Origin of the sequence: Allobosea sp. UC22_33 (assembly GCF_042700715.1) — a bacterium.
Taxonomy (GTDB): Bacteria; Pseudomonadota; Alphaproteobacteria; order Rhizobiales; family Beijerinckiaceae; genus Allobosea.
Map to the genome: position 1 here is coordinate 330,332 of NZ_CP170556.1, position 20,165 is coordinate 350,496.

The 20,165-nt window shown below is 67.1% G+C and carries 15 protein-coding genes and 2 pseudogenes; 10 read left to right on the plus strand and 7 right to left on the minus strand.

Annotated features, from left to right (window positions below):
• Window positions 1–183: 183 nt before the first annotated feature.
• On the minus strand, window positions 184–1,098 hold the full coding sequence (locus ACFJGT_RS01535) for a LysR substrate-binding domain-containing protein (protein ID WP_377845159.1): 915 nt from the start codon (window positions 1,096–1,098) through the stop codon (window positions 184–186).
• A gap of 209 nt (window positions 1,099–1,307) precedes the next feature.
• Here ACFJGT_RS01535 and ACFJGT_RS01540 point away from each other — a divergent pair.
• Window positions 1,308–2,340, plus strand: a pseudogene (locus tag ACFJGT_RS01540) (LLM class flavin-dependent oxidoreductase).
• Between the two features lie 164 nt (window positions 2,341–2,504).
• On the opposite strand, the gene ACFJGT_RS01545 reads toward ACFJGT_RS01540, so the two are convergent.
• Window positions 2,505–2,966: an Lrp/AsnC family transcriptional regulator gene (locus tag ACFJGT_RS01545; RefSeq protein ID WP_377848893.1), complete on the minus strand. Its 462-nt coding sequence runs from the start codon at window positions 2,964–2,966 to the stop codon at window positions 2,505–2,507.
• A 267-nt stretch (window positions 2,967–3,233) separates the two neighbouring features.
• On the opposite strand from ACFJGT_RS01545, the gene ACFJGT_RS01550 reads away from it, so the two are divergent.
• The 5 genes from ACFJGT_RS01550 (at window position 3,234) to ACFJGT_RS01570 (ending at window position 9,039) form a co-directional block, all read left to right on the plus strand.
• On the plus strand, window positions 3,234–4,493 hold the full coding sequence (locus ACFJGT_RS01550) for a 3-methyl-2-oxobutanoate dehydrogenase (2-methylpropanoyl-transferring) subunit alpha (RefSeq protein ID WP_377845161.1): 1,260 nt from the start codon (window positions 3,234–3,236) through the stop codon (window positions 4,491–4,493).
• A gap of 4 nt (window positions 4,494–4,497) precedes the next feature.
• Window positions 4,498–5,514 carry an alpha-ketoacid dehydrogenase subunit beta gene (locus tag ACFJGT_RS01555; protein WP_377845164.1) on the plus strand — a complete coding sequence of 339 codons (1,017 nt, stop codon included), beginning with the start codon at window positions 4,498–4,500 and terminating at the stop codon, window positions 5,512–5,514.
• Window positions 5,514–6,917, plus strand: coding sequence for a dihydrolipoamide acetyltransferase family protein (locus tag ACFJGT_RS01560; RefSeq protein ID WP_377845166.1), 1,404 nt, complete (start codon window positions 5,514–5,516; stop codon window positions 6,915–6,917). Before ACFJGT_RS01555 ends, ACFJGT_RS01560 begins: the two co-directional genes overlap by 1 nt.
• A 12-nt stretch (window positions 6,918–6,929) precedes the next feature.
• Complete coding sequence (gene lpdA, locus ACFJGT_RS01565; RefSeq protein WP_377845168.1) at window positions 6,930–8,327, plus strand: dihydrolipoyl dehydrogenase; 1,398 nt, start codon at window positions 6,930–6,932, stop codon at window positions 8,325–8,327.
• A gap of 304 nt (window positions 8,328–8,631) precedes the next feature.
• Window positions 8,632–9,039 carry a DUF983 domain-containing protein gene (locus ACFJGT_RS01570; RefSeq protein ID WP_377845170.1) on the plus strand — a complete coding sequence of 136 codons (408 nt, stop codon included), beginning with the start codon at window positions 8,632–8,634 and terminating at the stop codon, window positions 9,037–9,039.
• 15 nt (window positions 9,040–9,054) lie between these two features.
• On the opposite strand, the gene ACFJGT_RS01575 is transcribed toward ACFJGT_RS01570, so the two are convergent.
• Entirely contained in the window at window positions 9,055–10,416 is a 1,362-nt protein-coding gene (locus tag ACFJGT_RS01575; RefSeq protein ID WP_377845173.1) for a PLP-dependent aminotransferase family protein, read from the minus strand.
• A gap of 169 nt (window positions 10,417–10,585) precedes the next feature.
• On the opposite strand from ACFJGT_RS01575, the gene ACFJGT_RS01580 reads away from it, so the two are divergent.
• Window positions 10,586–11,074, plus strand: coding sequence for an Lrp/AsnC family transcriptional regulator (locus ACFJGT_RS01580; protein WP_199087117.1), 489 nt, complete (start codon window positions 10,586–10,588; stop codon window positions 11,072–11,074).
• Window positions 11,075–11,199: 125 nt separating this feature from the next.
• Here ACFJGT_RS01580 and ACFJGT_RS01585 read toward each other — a convergent pair whose 3' ends face one another.
• Both ACFJGT_RS01585 and ACFJGT_RS01590 read right to left on the minus strand, forming a co-directional pair.
• A complete protein-coding gene (locus tag ACFJGT_RS01585; protein ID WP_377845176.1) occupies window positions 11,200–12,630 on the minus strand; it encodes an aldehyde dehydrogenase family protein in 1,431 nt (476 codons plus the stop codon).
• Between the two features lie 247 nt (window positions 12,631–12,877).
• Window positions 12,878–13,315 (minus strand): Lrp/AsnC family transcriptional regulator, encoded by a 438-nt coding sequence (locus ACFJGT_RS01590; protein ID WP_047577514.1) that lies wholly within the window; start codon window positions 13,313–13,315, stop codon window positions 12,878–12,880.
• Between the two features lie 128 nt (window positions 13,316–13,443).
• Between ACFJGT_RS01590 and ACFJGT_RS01595 the strand changes: the two genes are divergently transcribed.
• Window positions 13,444–14,502 carry an ornithine cyclodeaminase gene (locus tag ACFJGT_RS01595; RefSeq protein ID WP_377845179.1) on the plus strand — a complete coding sequence of 353 codons (1,059 nt, stop codon included), beginning with the start codon at window positions 13,444–13,446 and terminating at the stop codon, window positions 14,500–14,502.
• A 188-nt stretch (window positions 14,503–14,690) separates the two neighbouring features.
• On the opposite strand, the gene ACFJGT_RS01600 is transcribed toward ACFJGT_RS01595, so the two are convergent.
• Both ACFJGT_RS01600 and ilvA read right to left on the minus strand, forming a co-directional pair.
• On the minus strand, window positions 14,691–15,569 hold the full coding sequence (locus ACFJGT_RS01600) for a LysR substrate-binding domain-containing protein (RefSeq protein ID WP_377845181.1): 879 nt from the start codon (window positions 15,567–15,569) through the stop codon (window positions 14,691–14,693).
• 19 nt (window positions 15,570–15,588) lie between these two features.
• Window positions 15,589–17,115 (minus strand): threonine ammonia-lyase, biosynthetic, encoded by a 1,527-nt coding sequence (ilvA, locus tag ACFJGT_RS01605; RefSeq protein WP_377845183.1) that lies wholly within the window; start codon window positions 17,113–17,115, stop codon window positions 15,589–15,591.
• 192 nt (window positions 17,116–17,307) lie between these two features.
• On the opposite strand from ilvA, the pseudogene ggt reads away from it, so the two are divergent.
• A pseudogene (gene ggt, locus ACFJGT_RS01610) lies at window positions 17,308–18,902 on the plus strand (gamma-glutamyltransferase).
• Between the two features lie 249 nt (window positions 18,903–19,151).
• Window positions 19,152–20,165 (plus strand): Gfo/Idh/MocA family protein, encoded by a 1,014-nt coding sequence (locus tag ACFJGT_RS01615; protein ID WP_377848894.1) that lies wholly within the window; start codon window positions 19,152–19,154, stop codon window positions 20,163–20,165.

Consider the following 20,165-nt stretch of genomic DNA (forward strand, 5'->3'; position numbering starts at 1 on the left):
GGTGGTCGAAATTGGAATGATTTCAAATCGTTTCTTTCGAATGCATGATAGTTTTTAGCTATCAAAATACGCGATGAGGGTGTGCTTCCCACATCCGGCGGGTTTGCCAAACTCCAAAAATTCTCCGGAGAGGCCGTTTTGCGCTGCACAATGCTGCGCTGCTTCTAAGACGATAGGCGAGGGCTATCGAACGATGGGGCGGCGAGGCAGCCCGGCATCGGTGACCGGCTTCGTCATCATCAGGAGATTGCGCGCGAGCGGCGCCACAGGCTGTCGGTCCGCCACGATCAGCCCGATCGTGCGCTGCGCCTCCGGCTCGACCAGCGACAGCGCCCGCGTGCCGAGCGGCACGCCGAAGAACTCCAGCAATTGCAGCGAGACGATGCTGGCGATGCCCTGGATGCCGGCATGCGAGCAGAGGTTGAAGATCGAGTTTGTCTCGATCATCGGGCGCGGCGCGGTGCCGACCGAGCGGAAGATGCCGTCGATGATGCGCCGGTTCTGCATGTCGCCGGTCAGCAGGCAGAGCTTCTGCTCGGCCGCCTCGGCCCAGGTGATGGTGTCGCGCGCGCCGAACGGCCCGTCCTCGCGCGTCAGCAGCACATAGGATTCCTGGTAGATCGGCTTCGAGATCACGCGATCGAGCGGCTCGTTGTCGAGATAGGTCAGCCCGACATCGAGCTCGAAATCGTCGATACCCTGCTGGATTTCCTGCGAGGTCAGCGACAGCACGGTGAGAGACACCGCCGGATAGCGCTCCGAGAAGGGCGCGGTGATATGGGCGATCATCGGCAGCGCGGTCGGGATCGCACCGAGCCGGATCCGGCCGGAGACGCCCTCGCGCAGTTCGGCGATCGAATCCTTCATCACCTCGGCCTCGGCCAGGATGCGCCTGGCATGGGCGAGCACGACCTCGCCCTCCTTGGTGAAGCCCTGGAAGCGCCGGCCGCGCTCGACGATCAGCACGCCGAGCTCTTCCTCGAGCTGCACGATCGCGGCCGACAGTGTCGGCTGCGAGACATGGCAGGCCTCGGCCGCACGGCGGAAATGTTTTTCGCGCGCGAGCGCGTCGAGATAGACCAGTTGGCGAATGATCATGGCGTCGGCTCGGAGGCGGCCGAGAACGCCGCGCGCCCGAGCATCGGCAGCTTGCACGGGCGATGCAAGCGCGGCGGTTGCAATCCTGCAAACAGGTTGTTGCTGACCGGGCAACGCCCCAAGAATTGCGCTGCGGCAATCTGGACCCTAACTGCGGGAGGCCGGGATGGCCGGCAGGCAAAGGGTCGCGTCGCGGCCTCGGGATGATCATGGCACAGGACCTGGAATTCGGAACTCGACACCTTCGGCGACGTCACCAACGGGGCGGACGGCAAGCCGCTGCCGCATGCGCAGGTGATCCGCAATCTCGTCGACGAAGCCGTCCTGGCCGATCAGGTCGGCATCGATTTCATCGGTGTCGGCGAGCATCACCGGGCCGATTTCGCGGTCTCCTCGCCTGAGGCGGTGCTGGCCGGCATGGCCACGCGCACCAGCCGGATCAAGCTCGGCTCGGCCGTCACCGTGCTGAGCTCGGACGATCCGATCCGCGTCTTCCAGCGCTTTTCGACGGTCGATGCGCTCTCGAACGGGCGCGCCGAGGTCATCCTCGGCCGCGGCTCCTTCACCGAATCCTTCCCGCTCTTCGGGCTCGACCTGCGCGATTACGAGAAGCTGTTCGAAGAGAAACTCGATCTCTTCGCCGGCCTGCTGCCGCAGGAGCCATTGACCTGGCAGGGCTCGATCCGGCCGCCGCTGAAGGATCAGCTCGTCTATCCGCCGGTCGAGAACGGTCCGCTCAAGACCTGGATCGGCGTCGGCGGCAGCCCGGAATCGGTGGTGCGCGCGGTGCGCTATGATCTGCCGCTGATGCTCGCCATCATCGGCGGCGATCCGCTGCGCTTCAAGCCGTTCGTGGACTTGTACCATCGCGCCTATGGCCAGATCGGCAAGCCGGCGAAGCCCGTCGGCGTGCATTCGCCGGGCTATGTCGCCGCGACCGACGAGCAGGCCAAGGAGGAGTTCTTCCCGGCCTACAAGCAGATGCGCGACCGCATCGGCGCCGAGCGCGGCTGGCCGCCGATGGGCCGCGACGAGTTCGAGCAGGAGGTCGCGCGCGGCTCGCTCTATCTCGGCTCGCCCGAGACGGTGGCCCGCAAGATCGCGGCAACCGCGAAGGGGCTGGGCATCGCCCGCTTCCAGCTCAAGTACAGCGCCGGTCCGCTGGAGCACGAGAAGGCGATGGAGTGCATCCGGCTCTACGGCGAGACGGTCGTACCGCTAGTGCGGGAGATGCTGGCCTGAGGGCATAGTCTTCAATCGCATCGTCATGGTCGGGCTTGTCCCGGCCATCCACGCCTTCCTTCATTGCGGGCGGCGTTCAAGACGTGGATGCTCGCCACAAGGGCGAGCATGACGTCGAGGCCGTCATTCTCGGGTCAAGCCCGAGCATGACGGCGTTTGAATGCTTACCCCACCACCTTCAGCGGATCGACCGACAGCGTCCGCTTCAACGCCCGCAACCCGAACGTCGTCCGCGTCTGCCTGACCCCCGGAATGCGGTAGATCGTTCCGCGCAGGAAGCGCTCGTAATGGTCGGTGCCGCTGACCACGACCTTGGCGAGATAGTCGTATTCGCCGGTGACCAGATGCGCCTCGACCACCTCCGGCGCGCGGCTCAGCGCCTCGCCGCACTGGTCGAGCACCTTGTCGTCATGCTTGTCGAGGGTGATCTCGACGAAGACGATGTTGTTGTAGCCCAGCGCCTTGTGGTCGAGCAGGGCTACATATTTCTCGATCGCGCCGGATTCCTCCAGCCGCTTCACCCGCGTCCAGCAGGGCGAGGGGGATAGCCCGACCTTTTCTGCCAGGGCCTGCGTCGTCAGTCGCCCGTCATCCCGCAACGCAGCGAGAATCTTGCGATCGATCAGATCGAGAGCAGGACCATTCTGGCTCTTTTTTGTTCATCGGACGATCATTCTGCAAATAGTGACTGTAACGGTAATTTTTTCTGCCTGATTCCGCCATTTCCGGCAAATTCGGAATGAACCTCCGAACCGTCCCCGCTAGCGTTGGTTGCAAGGGGAACGATCGCCGGCCGGCTGTGCGTCTTGGCCCGCATCTCTGAAGAGCGCCACAAGCGCTTGCGGGATGCGCGCGAAGGCGGAATGCTGGCGGCGTCAGGGATGGAGGCGCTCATGAGCAGCGACAAGTCAGGCCGGGCGCCGGCAGCAACCCAGCCACTGCAGTTCCATGTCCCCAAACCGGCGAGCCGCCCCGGCGAGAAGCCGGACTTCTCCCATGTCGTGATCCCCAAGGCGGGCTCGGTCGCGCGCCCGCCGGTCGATGTCGACCCCAAGGACATCCGCGACCTCGCCTATTCGATCATCCGCGTGCTCGATCGCGAGGGCGAGGCGGTCGGCCCCTGGGTACCCGATCTCTCGCAGGAGGACCTGATCCGCGGCCTGCGCCACATGATGACGCTGCGCACCTTCGACGGGCGCATGCAGATGGCGCAGCGCCAGGGCAAGACCTCGTTCTATATGCAGCACACCGGCGAGGAGGCGGTGTCCTGCGCTTTCCGCATCGCACTCCAGCCCGGCGACATGAACTTCCCGACCTATCGCCAGGCGGGCCTGCTGATCGCGAACGATTATCCGCTCGTCGACATGATGAACCAGATCTACTCGAACGAGCGCGACCCGATGAAGGGCCGGCAATTGCCGGTGATGTACTCCTCCAAGGAGCACGGCTTCTTCTCGATCTCCGGCAACCTCGCGACGCAATATGTTCAGGCCGTCGGCTGGGCGATGGCCTCGGCGATCAAGAACGACACCCGTATCGCCGCCGCCTGGATCGGCGATGGCTCGACGGCGGAATCGGATTTCCACGCTGCGCTCGTCTTCGCCTCGACCTACAAGGCCCCCGTCGTCCTCAACGTCGTCAACAACCAGTGGGCGATCTCGACCTTCCAGGGCATCGCGCGCGGCGGCTCCGGCACCTTCGCGGCGCGTGGCCTCGGCTTCGGCATCCCGGCGCTCCGCGTCGACGGCAACGACTACCTTGCGGTCTATGCCGTCGCGCAATGGGCGGTCGAGCGCGCCCGCCGCAATCTCGGGCCGACGCTGGTCGAATACGTCACCTATCGCGCCGGCGCCCATTCCACCTCGGACGACCCTTCCGCCTATCGCCCCAAGCACGAATCCGACGATTGGCCGCTCGGCGACCCGCTGATCCGCTTGAAGCAGCATCTGATCGCGGTCGGCGCCTGGTCGGAGGAGCGCCACAAGCAGGCCGAGGCCGAGATCCTCGCCACCGTCATCGCGGCGCAGAAGGAGGCCGAGAGCTTCGGCACGCTGCATTCCGGCGGCAAGCCCTCGGCGCGCGACATCTTCGAGGACGTCTATGCCGAGCTGCCGCCGCATCTGCGCCGCCAGCGCCAGCAGATCGGAGTCTGACCCGATGGCACGCATGACGATGATCGAGGCGATCCGCTCCGCCATGGACGTCTCCATGGGCCGCGACGACGATGTCGTGGTCTTCGGCGAGGATGTCGGCTTCTTCGGCGGCGTCTTCCGCTGCACCCACGGTTTGCAGCAGAAATACGGGGTGTCGCGTTGCTTTGACGCGCCGATCAGCGAGGCCGGCATCGTCGGCACGGCGATCGGCATGGCCTCCTATGGCCTCAAGCCCTGCATCGAGATCCAGTTCGCGGATTACATGTACCCGGCCTATGACCAGATCGTCTCGGAGGCTGCGCGCCTGCGCTACCGCTCGGCCGGGGACTTCACTTGCCCGCTGGTGATCCGCATGCCGACCGGCGGCGGCATCTTCGGCGGCCAGACCCATAGCCAGAGCCCGGAAGCGCTCTTCACCCATGTCTCGGGCCTGAAGACGATCGTCCCCTCCAACCCCTATGACGCCAAGGGCCTGCTGATCGCCGCGATCGAGGACCCGGACCCGGTGATCTTCCTGGAACCGAAGCGGCTCTATAACGGCCCCTTCGACGGCCATCACGAGCGCCCGGTCACGGCCTGGTCGAAGCATGAGCTCGCCGAGGTGCCGGAGGGCCATTACACCGTGCCGCTCGGCAAGGCGGTGACGCGGCGCGAGGGCTCGGCCGTCACCATCCTCGCCTATGGCACCATGGTTCATGTCGCGCTGGCCGCGGCAGAGGACACCGGCATCGACGCCGAAATCATCGACCTGCGCACCCTCGTCCCGCTCGATCTCGAGGCGATCGTTGCCTCGGTCCAGAAGACGGGCCGCTGCATCGTGCTGCACGAAGCGACCCTGACCTCCGGGTTCGGCGGCGAGCTTACGGCGCTGGTGCAGGAACACTGCTTCTACCATCTGGAGGCGCCGGTGATGCGCGTCACCGGTTGGGACACGCCCTATCCGCATGCGCAGGAATGGGACTATTTTCCCGGCCCCGCCCGCCTCGGACAAGCGCTGCGCGATATCATGGAGGCACGCTGATGGCCGAGCGCATCATCAAACTGCCGGATGTCGGCGAGGGCATCGCCGAGGCCGAACTCGTCGAGTGGCACGTCAAGGTTGGCGACATCGTCCGCGAGGACGACCTGCTCGCTGCCGTGATGACCGACAAGGCGACGGTCGAGATTCCCTCGCCGGTCGAGGGCGAGGTCACCTGGGTCGGCGCCGAGGTTGGCGATACCGTCGCGATCGGCTCGGCCATCGTGAAGCTGAAGGTTGCTGGGGAGGGGGCGAGCGACCAGTCGGGCGACGATCTCGCAGGGAACCAGTCCGTCATTCCGGGGCAGGCCGAAGGCCTGAGCCCGGAACCCAGAACCGATGCGCCTGATCGCAAGGGCGCTGGTGACGGGATGCCTGTTGCGGACACGTCATCGGTTCTGGGTTCCGGGCCCTCCGCTGGCGCGAAGTCCCGGAATGACGGCGGTGGTTCCGCCGCCAAGCCGACAGCACCGCCTCAGCCGGCTCCCAAGCCCATGCGCGCTGAGGCCACCCCCATCCAGCGCCGCGCACCGGGCGAGAAGCCGCTGGCCTCGCCGGCCGTGCGCCTCAAGGCCCGCGAGGCCGGGGTCGATCTGCGTCAGGTCCAGGGCACCGGCCCGGCCGGCCGGATCACCCATCAGGATATCGACGCCTTCCTGCTGCGCGGTCCGGAGCCGGTCCGTGGCGGCGGGCTCGTCGAGCAGAGCGCCGTCACCGAGGTCAAGGTCGTCGGCCTGCGCCGTCGCATCGCCGAGAAGATGGCGCTGTCGAAATCGCGCATCCCGCACATCACCATCGTCGAGGAGATCAACGTCTCGCCGCTGGAAGACCTGCGCGCGACGCTGAACAAGAAGCCGACGCCGGAGCGGCCGAAGCTGACGCTTTTGCCCTTCCTGATGCGCGCCATGGTCAAGGCGCTCGCCGAGCAGCCGGCGCTCAACGCGCTCTATGACGACGATGCCGGCATCGTGCGCCAGCATGCCGCGATCAATATCGGCATCGCCACGCAGACCCCGACCGGCCTGATCGTACCTGTGGTGAAACATGCCGAGGCGCGCGATCTCTGGGGCTGCGGCATCGAGCTTGCTCGCCTTGCGGAGCGCGGCCGGCAGGGCACCGCGACCCGCGACGAACTGACCGGCTCGACCATCACCATCACGTCGCTGGGCGCGCTTGGCGGCATCGCGACCACCCCGGTGATCAACTATCCGGAAGTCGCGATCGTCGGCGTCAACAAGATGGTCGTGCGCCCGGTCTGGGACGGCACCACCTTCGTGCCGCGCAAGATGATGAACCTCTCCTCCAGCTTCGACCACCGCGTCATCGACGGCTGGGACGCCGCCGTCTTCGTGCAGCGGCTGAAGGAGCTGCTGGAGAACCCGGCCACGCTCTTCGTGGACATCTGAGGAGCGCCGCGCATGACCGAAATCACCTGCAAGCTCCTCGTCATCGGCGCCGGCCCAGGCGGCTATGTCTGCGCCATCCGCGCCGGCCAGCTCGGCATCGACACCGTCATCGTCGAGAGCACCAAGCTCGGCGGCTCCTGCCTCAATGTCGGCTGCATCCCCTCCAAGGCGATGATCCATGTCGCCGAGGAGTTCGAGAAGGCGGCGGAAGCCGCCGCCGGCAAGACGCCCTTTGGCCTGACCGCGGCCGAGCCGAAGCTCGACCTCAAGCAGGCCGTGGCCTGGAAGGACGGCGTCGTCCAGCGCCTCAACAACGGCGTCGCGGCGCTGCTGCGCAAGGCCAAGGTCAAGATCGTCCATGGCCGCGCCCATTTCCGCGACGGCAAGACGGTCGTGGTCGAGACCGAGACCGGCCCGAAGACGATCCAGGCCGAGACCATCGTCATCGCGACAGGCTCGGCCCCGGTCGAACTGCCTTTCCTGCCCTTTGGCGGCAATGTCATCTCCTCGACCGGCGCGCTGGCGCTGACCGAGGTGCCGAAGCGCCTCGTCGTGGTCGGCGGCGGCTATATCGGGCTGGAACTGGGCACCGCCTTCGCCAAGCTCGGCGCCAAGGTCACGGTCGTCGAAGCCCAGGACAAGATCTTGCCGCTCTACGATGCGGAATTGACCGGCCCCATCGCCAAGCGCCTGACCGCGCTCGGCGTCGAGGTGCTGCTCGGCGCCAAGGCGCTCGGCCCCACGCCCAAGGGTGACGGCCTGCGCATCGAGACGGCGGACGGCAAGGAGCGGGCGCTGCCGGCAGACAAGATCCTGGTCACGGTCGGCCGCAAGCCTGTCACCGAGGGCTTAAGCCTCGAAAACCTCGTGCTCGACATGGATGGCCGCTTCATCCGCATCGGCGAGCGCTGCGAGACCGCGATGCGCGGCATCTACGCCATCGGCGACGTCACCGGCGAGCCGATGCTGGCGCATCGCGCCATGGCACAGGGCGAGATGGTGGCGGAGATCGTCGCCGGCTTAGCCCGCGCCTGGGACAAGCGCGGCATCGCGGCGATCTGCTTCACCGATCCCGAGATCGTCTCGGTCGGCCTCTCGCCGGAAGAGGCCAAGCGCGCGGGCCATGAGCTCAAGATCGGCCAGTTCCCCTTCGCAGCCAATGGCCGCGCCATGACCCGCCATGCCGAGGCCGGCTTCGTCCGGGTCGTCGCGCAGGCCGGCAGCGAACTGGTGCTCGGGATCCAGGCGGTGGGGCAGGGCGTTTCCGAGCTGTCGGCCGCCTTCGGGCTGGCCATCGAGATGGGCGCGACGCTGCAGGACATCGCCGGCACGATCCACGCTCATCCGACGCTGGGCGAAGCCTTCCCGGAAGCCGCGATGAAGGCGCTGGGCCACGCGCTGCATATCTGAGCGCTGCCCGGCACAGAATTCCGAGCCCGCTCATAGTCTGCGGAACCACCGCGTCATCCCGGGCTTGCCCCGGGATCCATCGTCGAGCTCTGCGCTCTACGATGGATCCCGGATCGGCGCGGCTTGCCGCTTGTCCGGGATGACGGCGCGGTTCCGAGCATCATCCGTGGGATGTCATGCAAGGCACCCGCGACCGATCCGCGCAGGCAGCCGGCTCAGATGCATACAATCTTGACATTGTCTGCATCGAGCGCGATCTGAAGGGCGACGCCGAACGAACGGCGCCGTCCTGAGGAGACATTCCATGTCCGGCGAGCACTGGCCGCCACTCTCTCCGCTCAAGACCGGCCTGCGCGGCCGCTGCCCGCGCTGCGGGCAGGGCAAGATGTTCGAGGGCTTCCTGAAGCTGAAGCCGAAATGCGAGAATTGCGGCCTGGATTATTCCTTCGCCGATCCCGCCGACGGCCCGGCCTTCTTCGTGATGATGTTCGTCTGCATTCCCGCCGCGGCCTTCCCGCTCTGGCTGGAGCTGAGCTACAACCCGCCGACCTGGGTGCATCTGGTCACGACGCTGCCGCTGATCCTGCTGACCTGCATCCCGCCTTTGCAACCGCTCAAGGGCTGGCTGGTCGCCTCGCAATATTTCCACAAGGCGGAGGAAGGCCGGCTCGCCCGCCCGACGCCGCAAGAGAAGCCGGTCGCTTCGAACTGACGCTGTCAGGCGCGTCTAGCGTCCGTCGCGGATCAATCCGGCGAGCAGGCCGAGCGCTTCCGCCAATCGCGCCCGTTCGGGGATCGCGCCGAGCGCGATCCGGATCGCGTCCGGCGCCGCACCGCCCGTACTGAACGCATCGGCCGCCATCACGCCGAGCCCGGCCTCGCGAGCCCGCTCGATCAAGCGGCCGCGCGCCCAATGCGCGGGCAGGGGCTGCCAGACATGCAGCGCATGGATATGTCCCTGCATGGTCGCAGGCAGTATGCCCCGCGCCAGCGATTGCCGTTCGGCCGCCTCGCGCCGCACGCCCTCCAGCAGGTCTTTTGCCGTGCCGATCCTGATCCAGTGCGCAGCGAGCGCCGTCATCAGGGGAGCGGGCATGAGCGCCGTTGCGCGCAGGGCCGCGAGGAACGGAGCGCTGTCGGCTCCCTCCGGCATGACAACGAAGGCCGTGCGCAGGCCGGGCGTCAGCACCTTCGACAAGGTCGCGACATGCCAGGTCCGCTCCGGCGCCAGCACGGCCAGCGGCACGGGCGCATCCCCGGCGAGCAGGCTGTAGGGGTCGTCCTCGATCAGGATGAGGTCGCGTCGTCGGGCGACGGTGACGAGGTCCTGCCGGCGTTGTTCCGGGATGGTGATGCAGGTCGGGTTCTGCAGCGTCGGAGTCAGCGCGAACAGTCGCGCTCCAGAGCGGTTGGCGGCCTCGTCGAGCGCGTCGGGCAGCGGGCCGTCGGCATCGCTGGCAACAGGAACCATCGAAAGCCCACGTTGCCGCGCTGCGCCGATGAGGCCGGGATAGGTCAGCGGCTCCGTCAGAATCGCGTCGCCGGGGCGGGCCAGCAGCGAGAGCAGGGCGTTGAGCCCTGTCTGGGCGCCGGGCACCACGGCGATGCGCTGCGGCTGGACCGCACCCATCAGAGGCGCGAGCCAGGCCGCGCCCGCTGCGCGCTCCGCCAGCGAACCCGCGCCGCCATGATAGTTCATCAACTGGTCGGCATCGCTGCGCGCGAGGATTTCCGCGATGCCGCGCTGCATCAGCTCACCCAGGCGCAAGCCCTTCGGCGCCGGCGGGATGGTCATGCTGAGATCGAGCGGCGGGCCTTCCTGCTCCTGCCGCGCCGAGATGAAGGAACCGCGCCCCGTTACCGCATCGATCAGACCGCGTTCGCGCGCTTCGCCGAAAGCGCGCGTCACGGTGGTGAGGTCGACCGCGAGATGCTCGGCCAATCGGCGCTGCGGCGGCAGGCGGTCACCCGGCCGCAGCATCCCGGTCGCGACGGCCCGTTCGAGCTGCGCGACGATCTGGAGGTAGCGCGGGCCTGCCGCCGGATCGAGCCGGCTGGTCCAGGTGAGCGCCGCGTCGCTGTCGACCATCGCCAAATGCAATTCCATACATTCACGGGATTGTAGGTATCGCATAGCGCGGCTCGGCTCTCCGCGCCAGTGCCATGCCGTCGCTGCCATGCGCTTTCGCAGAGATGCCGGTGGTGGCGAACGATCGCTCCTGTCATAGAGCGAGTTCAGCCGGGACCGGAGACAAGGCATGGCACGCCTGCGCCTCGATGCGCTCGACCGCAAGATCATTGGAGAACTGCAGATCAATTCGCGCCTTTCGGTGCAGGATCTGGCCGAGCGCGTGGGCCTCTCCGCCTCGCCCTGCGCGCGGCGCATCCGCATCCTGGAGGAAGCCGGCGTCATCACCGGCTATGCCGCGATCATCGACCAGACCAAGGTCGGCCTGCCGATCAGCGTCTTCGTCTCGATCAAGCTGGAACGCCAGCGCGAGGACGAGCTCGACCGCTTCTCGCAGGCCGTGGCGCGCTGGCCCGAGGTGGTCGATTGCTACCTGATGACCGGCCAGCGCGACTATCTCATGCGCATCGTGGTGCGCGACCTGCCGGCCTATGAGCGCTTCCTCAAGGACAAGCTCACCCGCCTCGACGGCGTCGCCTCGATCGAGTCGAGTTTCGCGTTGGGGCAGGTGAAGCGCTCCAGCGCCCTGCCGATCGCGGCGGCGCCAGAGGAGGATTGACCAGTCCGGTTCCCCGTCATTCTCGGGCACCGCATAGCGGCGACCCGAGAAGCTCATGACGAGAAGGCGCTGGTTTCCGTCATGCTCGGGTCAAGCCCCGAGCATGACGGCAGTGGTGCGATGCCTCACGCCGCGGCGTAGCCGACCGTGCCCTTGATCTCGAGGAACTCCTCGAGGCCGAAATCGGCATATTCGCGGCCGTTGCCGGACTGCTTGTAGCCGCCGAAGGGCGCGCCGGCGTCCCAGGCCGGGTAGTTGATGTAGACATTGCCCGAGCGCATCTGCGCGGCGATCTTGCGGGCGCGCTCCTGCGAGCCGGACTGGACATAGGATGCCAGGCCATAGGGCGTGTCGTTGGCGCGCGAGACGACCTCGTCGTCGCTCTTGTAGGGCAGGATCGACAGCACCGGGCCGAAGATTTCCTCGCGGGCGATGGTCATGTCGTCGGTCACGCCGCCGAACACGGTCGGGCGGACATAGTAGCCGCGATTTAGGCCCTCCGGACGGCCCGTGCCGCCGGTGACCAGCGTCGCGCCTTCCTTGATGCCGGCCTCGATCAGGCGCTGGATCTTCTCGTACTGGACTTCGCTGACGACGGGGCCGAGGAAGACGCCGTCCGCCGAGGGAGCGCCGACCTTGAGAGGCTCGGCCACCTGCTTGGCGATGGCGAGGGCCTCCTCATGCAGCTTCTCCGGCACGAACATCCGGGTCGGCGCGTTGCAGGACTGGCCCGAGTTGCGCATCACGCTCTCGACGCCGAGCTTCACCGACTTCTTCAGATCGGCATCGTCGAGGATGATGTTGGCCGACTTGCCGCCGAGTTCCTGATGCACGCGCTTGACGGTGTCTGCCGCCGCCTTGGCGACGAGGATGCCGGCCCGCGTCGAGCCGGTGAAGGAGACCATGTCGACGCCAGGATGACGCGAGATCGCTTCGCCGACCGTCGGGCCGTCGCCGTTGACGAGGTTGAACACGCCCTTCGGCACGCCGGCCTCGTCCATCGCTTCCGCGAAGATGATGGCGTTCAGCGGCGCGATCTCGGAGGGCTTCAGCACCATGGTGCAGCCGGCGGCGAGCGCGGGCGCGACCTTGCACATGATCTGGTTCAGCGGCCAGTTCCACGGCGTGATCATGCCGACGACGCCGATCGGCTCCTTGGCGATCAGGGTGGTGCCGCGCAGCTCCTCGAACTCGAAGTTCTCGAGGGTCTCGATCATCTTGGCGAGATGGGCGGTGCCCATCGCGGCCTGCGCGCGATGCGCCAGCTCCTTAGGCGCGCCCATCTCGCGCGACAGGATGTCGGCAATGGCGTCGTAGCGCTTCTTGTAGGCCTCGGCGAGGCGGCGCATCAGCGCGAGGCGCTCGGCCTTGGAGGTCGCGGCGAAGGCGGGGAAGGCGGCGCGGGCGGCAGCGACAGCCTTGTCGACATCGGCCTGTTCGCCGAGCGCGATCGTGGCGAAGACTTCTTCGTTCGACGGATCGATCACACCGAGCGTGCGGTTGCCCGAGGGCTTCACCCACTGGCCGTCGATGTAGAATTCGAGCTCATGCGCCATGGTCTGGTCTCCTGCCTGTCTTGCCCAAGACGCGAATAGCCGGCCGGAAAGCAACCGGTGATCCACGCTCCGGGCGGGAACTGTGGGTGTCCGACGCGAACGGGCGGCCTCGTGCGATCATGCATCGCCGGCCGCCACAAACGCTGTATCTGACGGGACACAACGTTAGGGGGCGGAGGCGCGCCTGTCACGGGGCGCCGCGCCGCGTTTGCGGATGGCCGCCATGCAGCAGCGCTTCTTGTGGGGGCTAGAGCCGCGCCTTGACGCTGCGCGGTGTCGCCAGCAGCAGGCTGGTCTCGCTGTTGGTGACGCCGGGGATCATGCGGATGCGCCGGAGCACCTGGTCGAAGGCGATCAGGTCGGAGGTGCCGAGCTCGACCACGAGGTCCCAGTTGCCGTTGGTGGTGTGGATGCTGGAGACCTCGGTGAACCCGGAGAGCGCATCGATCACCGTATCCGCCGCCTGGCCGGCGATCTCGATCATGGTGATGCCGCGCACCGGCAGGTCGATCGCGTCCGAGCGCAGGATCACGGTGAAGCCGATGATCTCGCCGGATTGCTCCAGCTTCTCCAGTCTTGCGCGCACCGTCGCCCGCGTCAGGCCGAGATCGGCAGCGAGGTCCGAAATGCTCCGGCGCCCGTCATGGCGCAGCAGGGTGATGAGCTTGCGGTCGAGATCATCCATCGTCCAAAATGGATAGACGGCTTTGCCAAATCGATCAATCTCGGCGCCGATCTGGTCGTTTTGGCTTCTTTCGCCTGCCGCCGAAAACAGGGACAATCGTTCCTTCAACGAGAACAGCGCGGGGACCCATGATTCAGCAGCTCAACGTCGTGCCTTTCGTCAGCGTCGACCACATGATGAAGCTGGTCCATGCGATCGGCATCGAGCGGATGCTGTCCGACATCGCCGCCTATATCGAGGATGATTTCCGGCGCTGGGAGATCTTCGACAAGACGCCGCGCATCGCCTCGCATAGCCTCGAAGGCGTGATCGAATTGATGCCGACCAGCGACGGCAAGCTCTACGGCTTCAAATACGTCAACGGCCACCCGAAGAACATGAAGGCCGGCCTGCAGACGGTCACCGCCTTCGGCCTGCTCTCGGACGTCGCGACCGGCTACCCCGTGCTGCTCTCGGAGATGACCATCCTGACCGCCTTGCGCACAGCGGCGATGTCGGCGGTGGCGGCCAGGCACCTGGCGCCGAAACACGCCGCGACCATGGCGATCATCGGCAACGGCGCGCAGTCCGAATTCCAGGCCTTCGCCTTCCGCGCGATCCTCGGCATCGAGAACCTGCGGCTCTACGACGTCGACCCGGCCGCGACCGAGAAATGCGCCCGCAACCTCGCCCGCCACGGCTTCAGGATCACCCGCTGCGCGACCGCGATGGAAGCGGTGGAGGGCGCCGAGATCGTCACCACCGTCACGGCCGACAAGCAATATGCGACGATCCTGACCGACAACATGGTCGGCGCCGGCATCCACATCAACGCGGTCGGCGGCGACTGTCCCGGCAAGACCGAGATCCACCGCGACGTGCTGCTGCGCTCCTCGATCTTCGTCGAGTATCCCCCGCAGACCCGCATCGAGGGCGATATCCAGCAGCTCGATGCCGATCATCCCGTCGAGGAACTCTGGAAGGTCATCACTGGCACGGCTCCGGGCCGCACCGACGCACGCCAGATCACGCTATTCGACTCGGTCGGCTTCGCGATCGAGGATTTCTCGGCGCTGCGCTATGTCTATGAGCGCATCCGCGAGGCCGGCACCTATGTCGATCTCGACCTGATCGCCGACCCCGACGATTCCCGCGATCTCTTCGGCATGCTGATGCGCGCCGCGCCGGGCGCCGCCGCGGCGGCCTGAGATTCAGGCCGTCTCAGCAGCGGTTTTCAGCCACACAGTTGTCATTCCGGGGCGCGCCGAAGGCGCGAACCCGGAACCCACGACGGGGTGAGACATCAGGTGTTCGGTTAAAATCGGCTCGCCTGGTCGTGGGTTCCGGGTTCTTCGCTGCGCGGAGCCCCGGAATGACAAGGGGCTCAAGCCGCCAGCTAGCCCGCCTGACAGAGCGCCAGGAAAGCCGCCGCCGCCTTGGCGAGGTAGCGTTCCTTGTGACGCAGGGCGAGGAAGCGGCGCTTCGGCAATGGCAGCGCCACGGTGGCGAGCCGCCCGGCCGCGATGGCGTTGGCGGCTACCAGACGTGAAATCGCGGTTGCACCCGCGCCCGCGGCGACGGCGGCGCAGATCGCCTCGTTGGACGGCAATTCCAGCGCGACGGTGAGATCACCAGCGCGGAGGCCGAACGCCGGCAGCGCCGCCTCGAACATCGCCCGCGTCCCCGATCCCGCCTCGCGCAGGACCCAGGCGCCTTGCGACAGCTCCTTGGTCGAAGGGGCGTTCTCCGCCCAGGGATGGCCGGTCGGCACGACGATGACGAGCTCATCCTCGTCGAGAGCCGTCATCGCCAGCGCCGGGTCGTCGATCTCGCCCTCGATGAAGCCGAGATCGGCCGCGCCGTCATGGATGGCGGCGCTCACCGTCTCGGTGTTGCCGATCGCGAGCGAGACGGCGATGCCGGGATGCTCCCGGCGGAAGCGCTGGATCAGCGGCGGCAGCCAGTAATTCGCGACGGTCTGGCTCGCCATCAGCGCAAGCGAGCCCCGCGCCAGCCCCGAGAGATCGGAAAGCACCGCTTCGGCCGCCGCAACTCGCGCCAGCACGGCGCGTGCTTCGATCAGGAAGAGCTTGCCGGCCTCGGTCAGGACGATGCGCCGGCCGATCCGGTCGAACAGCTTCGTCGCGTAGCGTGCCTCCAGCGTCGTGATCGCGGAGCTGACCGCCGATTGCGTGAGATGGAGGACGCGCGCGCCCTGCGTGAGGTGCTCGCGTTCGGCGACGGCGACGAAGATGCGAAGCTGGTCGAGCGTCATGCCTCCACCTTAAGCCGATTCACGGCGCGGGCATCTCCGCCAGGAACGACAGGTAGGCCGGGTTGTCGCTCTCGCTCCAATAGGGATAGCCGAGCGCGTCGAGCCGCTTGGCGAGCTGGCCGCGCTGGGCCGGCGGGATCTGGATGCCGGCGAGGATGCGGCCGTAATCGGCACCATGGTTGCGGTAATGGAACAGCGAGATGTTCCAGTCGGCCGAGAGGCTGTTGAGGAACTTAAGCAGCGCGCCGGGCCGTTCCGGGAACTGGAAGCGGAAGATCAGTTCGTCGCCGAGCCCCGGCGCCTTGCCGCCGACCATGTAGCGGATATGCAGCTTGGCGAGTTCGTTGTCGCTCATGTCGAGCACGCGATAGCCGTGCTCTGAGAGCATCGCGATGATCTGGCGCTTCTCGGCATCGCCCTCCGAGAGCTGCACGCCGACGAAGATGCGCGCGGCCTTCGGATCGGAATAGCGATAGTTGAACTCGGTGATGGCGCGCCGGCCGAGCAATTCGATGAAGGCGCGATAGGCGCCCGGTTTTTCGGGGATCGTCACCGCCAGCAGGGCCTCGCGATGCTCGCCGATCTCGGCCCGCTCGGCGATATGGCGCAGGCGGTCGAAATTCATGTTGGCGCCGCTGTTGATCGCGATCAGCGCACCCGTGCGCTTGGCCTCCCGCGCCGCATAGGCCTTCAAGCCCGCGAGGCTGACCGCGCCCGAAGGCTCGGCGATGGCACGGGTATCCTCGAAGATATCCTTCACCGCCGCGCAGATTTCGTCCGTCGAGACGGTGACGACCTCGTCGAGCAATTCGCGGCAGAGCCGGAACGTCTCCTCGCCCGCCTGCCGCACCGCGACGCCGTCGGCGAAGAGCCCGACCTGGTCGAGCACGATGCGCTTGCCCGCCGCGATGGCGCCGGCCATGGAAGCGGCATCCTCGGGCTCCACGCCGATCACCTTGATCTCCGGCCGCAGGAATTTCGCGTAGACCGCGACGCCGGCCGCGAGCCCGCCGCCGCCGATCGGCACGAAGATCGCTTCGATCGGCTCGGAATGCTGGCGCAGAATTTCCATGCCGACCGTGCCCTGGCCGGCGATGACGTCGGGGTCATCGTAAGGGTGGACGAAGGTCAGCCCCTTCTCGGCTTCGAGCTTGCGGGCATGGCCATAGGCCTCGTCGAAATTCTCGCCATGCAGCACGACGCGCCCGCCCATGCTGCGCACTGCCTGCACCTTGATGTCCGGCGTGGTGCGCGGCATCACGATGGTTGCCTTGATGCCGAGCTTCTTCGCCGCCAGCGCCACGCCCTGCGCATGGTTGCCGGCCGAGGCGCAGATCACGCCGCGCTCGGCCTCGACCGCGGTGAGACCGGCGATCTTGTTATAGGCGCCGCGCAATTTGAACGAGAAGACCGGCTGCAGGTCCTCGCGCTTCAGCAGGGCGCTGCCGCCGAGCCTCGCGGACAGGCGCGGCAGCGGGTCGAGCGGGCTTTCGATCGCGACATCGTAGACGCGCGCCCCGATGATCTTGCGGATGTAGTCTTGCATGGCCGGCCCGTCCTTCGGACGCGGCGATAGTCCTCCATGCCGGGATGTCAACCGCCACAGTTGCGTACGGCGAGGGGCAGGTGGCGTCGGTCATGCGCCGGGCGGGATTGCCAAGCCCCCGGCCGGCGCGCCAAAGCGGTGAGTGAAACAAGGCGCCGCACAGCGACTGCGCCGCAGAGGTGGAGACGACGCATGAGCTGGGGCAATCACGATTTCATGGTGCCGGGCCGTCCGGTTGCTGTCGGCGCTCGCGGCATGGCGGCGACCTCGCATCCGGCCTCGACGCTGGCTGCCGTCGAAATCCTGCGCAACGGCGGCAACGCCATCGATGCGGCCATCGCGGCCGTCGCCGTCCAGGCGGTGGTCGATCCGCACATGACCGGCATCGGCGGCGACTGCTTCGCGATCTACGCCCCGGCCAATGGCAGGATGGTCGCCATCAACGGCTCGGGCCGCTCGGCCGCCAAGGCCGAGCTCGGCTGGTTCCTCGGCCAAGGCATGACGGCGATCGCGGCGGATTCACCCATGCCGTCACGGTGCCCGGCGCCATCGACACCTGGTGCCGGCTCGTCGCCGACCATGGCAGCAAGAGCCTCGACGAGATCTTCTCAGCCGCGATCCGCGCCGCCGAGGAGGGCTTCGTGGTGACGCCGCGCGTCGCGCTCGACTGGGCCAAGGCCCGCGGCCGCATCGAGAAGCACGGCCTCGGCAACGCGGTCTACCTGCCGGGAGGCCATCCCCCGGCGGTGGGCGACAAGATGGTTCACCCGGCGCTGGGCAACATGCTGCGCCGCATCGCCCGCGAGGGCCGCTCCGCTTTCTACGAGGGCGAACTCGCGCAGGACATGGTCTCCGTGCTCAACGCGGCCGGCAGCCTGATCAGCCTCGAGGATTTCGCGGCCTCGAAGCCGGATTATGTCGATCCGATCGGCGCCGATTATCGCGGCCATCGTCTCTGGGAATGCCCGCCGAACGGCCAGGGCATCGCCGCGCTCTTGATCGCGCGCATCCTCGAAGGCTTCGACATGAAGGACGGGAAGCTGAGCGAGGCCGACCGCATCCATCTCCTCGCCGAGGCCAGCAAGGCCGCCTATCGCCAGCGCGACGCACTGGTCGCCGATCCCACTGTGAGCCCCTTCGATACCGAAGCCTTCCTGTCCGACCAGTTCGTCGGTCGCATCCGCCAGCAGATCAGCCTGGAGAAGGCGGCGGCGCCCGAAGCCTTCGACATGCCCCTGCACAAGGACACGATCTATCTCTGCGTCGTCGACGGCCAGGGCAACATGGTGTCCTTCATCAACTCGCTGTTCTCCGCCTTCGGCAGCGGCATCTATGCCGCCAAGGCGGGCGTCATGCTGCAGAACCGCGGTTCGGGCTTCCGCCTGATCGAGGGCCATCCCAACGCGATCGCGCCGCGCAAGCGCCCGTTCCACACGATCATTCCGGGCATGCTGGCCAAGGACGGCAAGCCGATCATGCCGTTCGGCGTGATGGGCGGCCAGTATCAGTCGACCGGCCATGTCCATTTCCTCTCGGGCATTCTCGACCGCGGTTTCGACCCGCAGCAGGCCTCGGATGCGCCGCGCAGCTTCGCCTATGACGGCAAGCTCTCGCTGGAGACCACGATCCCCGCGAGCATCGCCGCCGACCTGAAGGCGCGCGGCCATGACGTCGTCTGGTCCGAGGAGCCGCTCGGCGGCTGCCAGGCGATCTGGGTCGATCACAAGCGCGGCGTGATGTTCGGCGCCTCCGACCACCGCAAGGACGGTTTCGCGCTCGCGGTGTGAACGCTGCCGGATTCGCTTGGAACCACACCGTCATCCCGGACGGAGCGAAGCGGAGATCCGGGATCCATCGTAGAGCTCCGAAGCCCTTCGATGGATCCCGGGGCAAGCCCGGGATGACGCCGTGGTTCTGCGGGCCGCAAAGGGGGCAAATGCTGCGGAGCACACGACGTCTTAACGCCCCTCCGCTATCGCTCGTCGCCAGCGAGGGAGGGGCGCTTGGCGCAGGACAGGCCATTCGGCTGGGGGATCATGGGCACCGGCGTCATCGCCGGGCTCTTCGCCGCCGATCTCGGCCTGCTGCCGCAGGCGCGCATTGTCGCCGTGCAGTCGCGCTCGCTGGAGAAGGCGCAGGGCTTTGCCGCTCGCTTCGGCGGAGCGAAGGCTTATGACGACGAAGCCGCGTTCCTCGCAGACCCGGCCATCGAGGCGGTCTATATCGCGACGCCCAATCATCTACACGCCGCGCAGGCTTTGAAGGCCATCGCGGCCGGCAAACCGGTCCTGATCGAAAAGCCCATCGCGCTGGCCAGCGCCGATGTCGAAAAGATCGCGCAGGCGGCAAGCGAGCGCGGCGTCTTCGCGATGGAGGCTTTGTGGAGCCGCTTCCTGCCGGCGGTACGCCGGGCGCGCGAGCAGTTCGCCGCCGGCCGCATCGGCAAGGTCAGGCGCATCCGCGCCGATCTCTCCTATCTCCATGCTGAGGAATCCGGCAGCCGCTTCTTCGATCCGGCTCTTGGCGGAGGAGCTGCTTTCGATCTGGGCGTCTATCCGCTTTCGCTGGTACTGCATCTGCTGGGCGAGCCGCAGGCGGTGAGCGGGAGATGGCTCGCCGCCGGAACCGGGGTCGACCGGCGCAGCTTCTTCCGGCTGGACTATCCGGCGGCCGTCGCCGAACTCTCCTGCGGCTTCGATCGAGACGGGGCGAACCGGCTGCTTGTCGAGGGCGAGCGCGGTGGCCTCATCTTCGAGGCACCGTTCCTGAAGGTGCAGCGATTGAGCTGGTATGCCGATGCCAGTCGCGCCGTCGCAGCTTACGAGCGCGGGATTGGCGGCATGGCGCGCCTGCTCGATCGCCTGCCCCGGTCCGGCCGGATCAGCGAAAACTTCGCCTTCCCAGGCAGCGGCCTTCAATTCCAGGCGAAAGCGGCGATGGCAGCGATTCGGGCGGGGAATGGCAGTTGCCCCGAGCTGCCGCTCGGCGAAAGCGCGGCCGTGCTGCGGATCATCGAAGCGATACGGGCGCAGCCGGCGACAGCGCCCTGA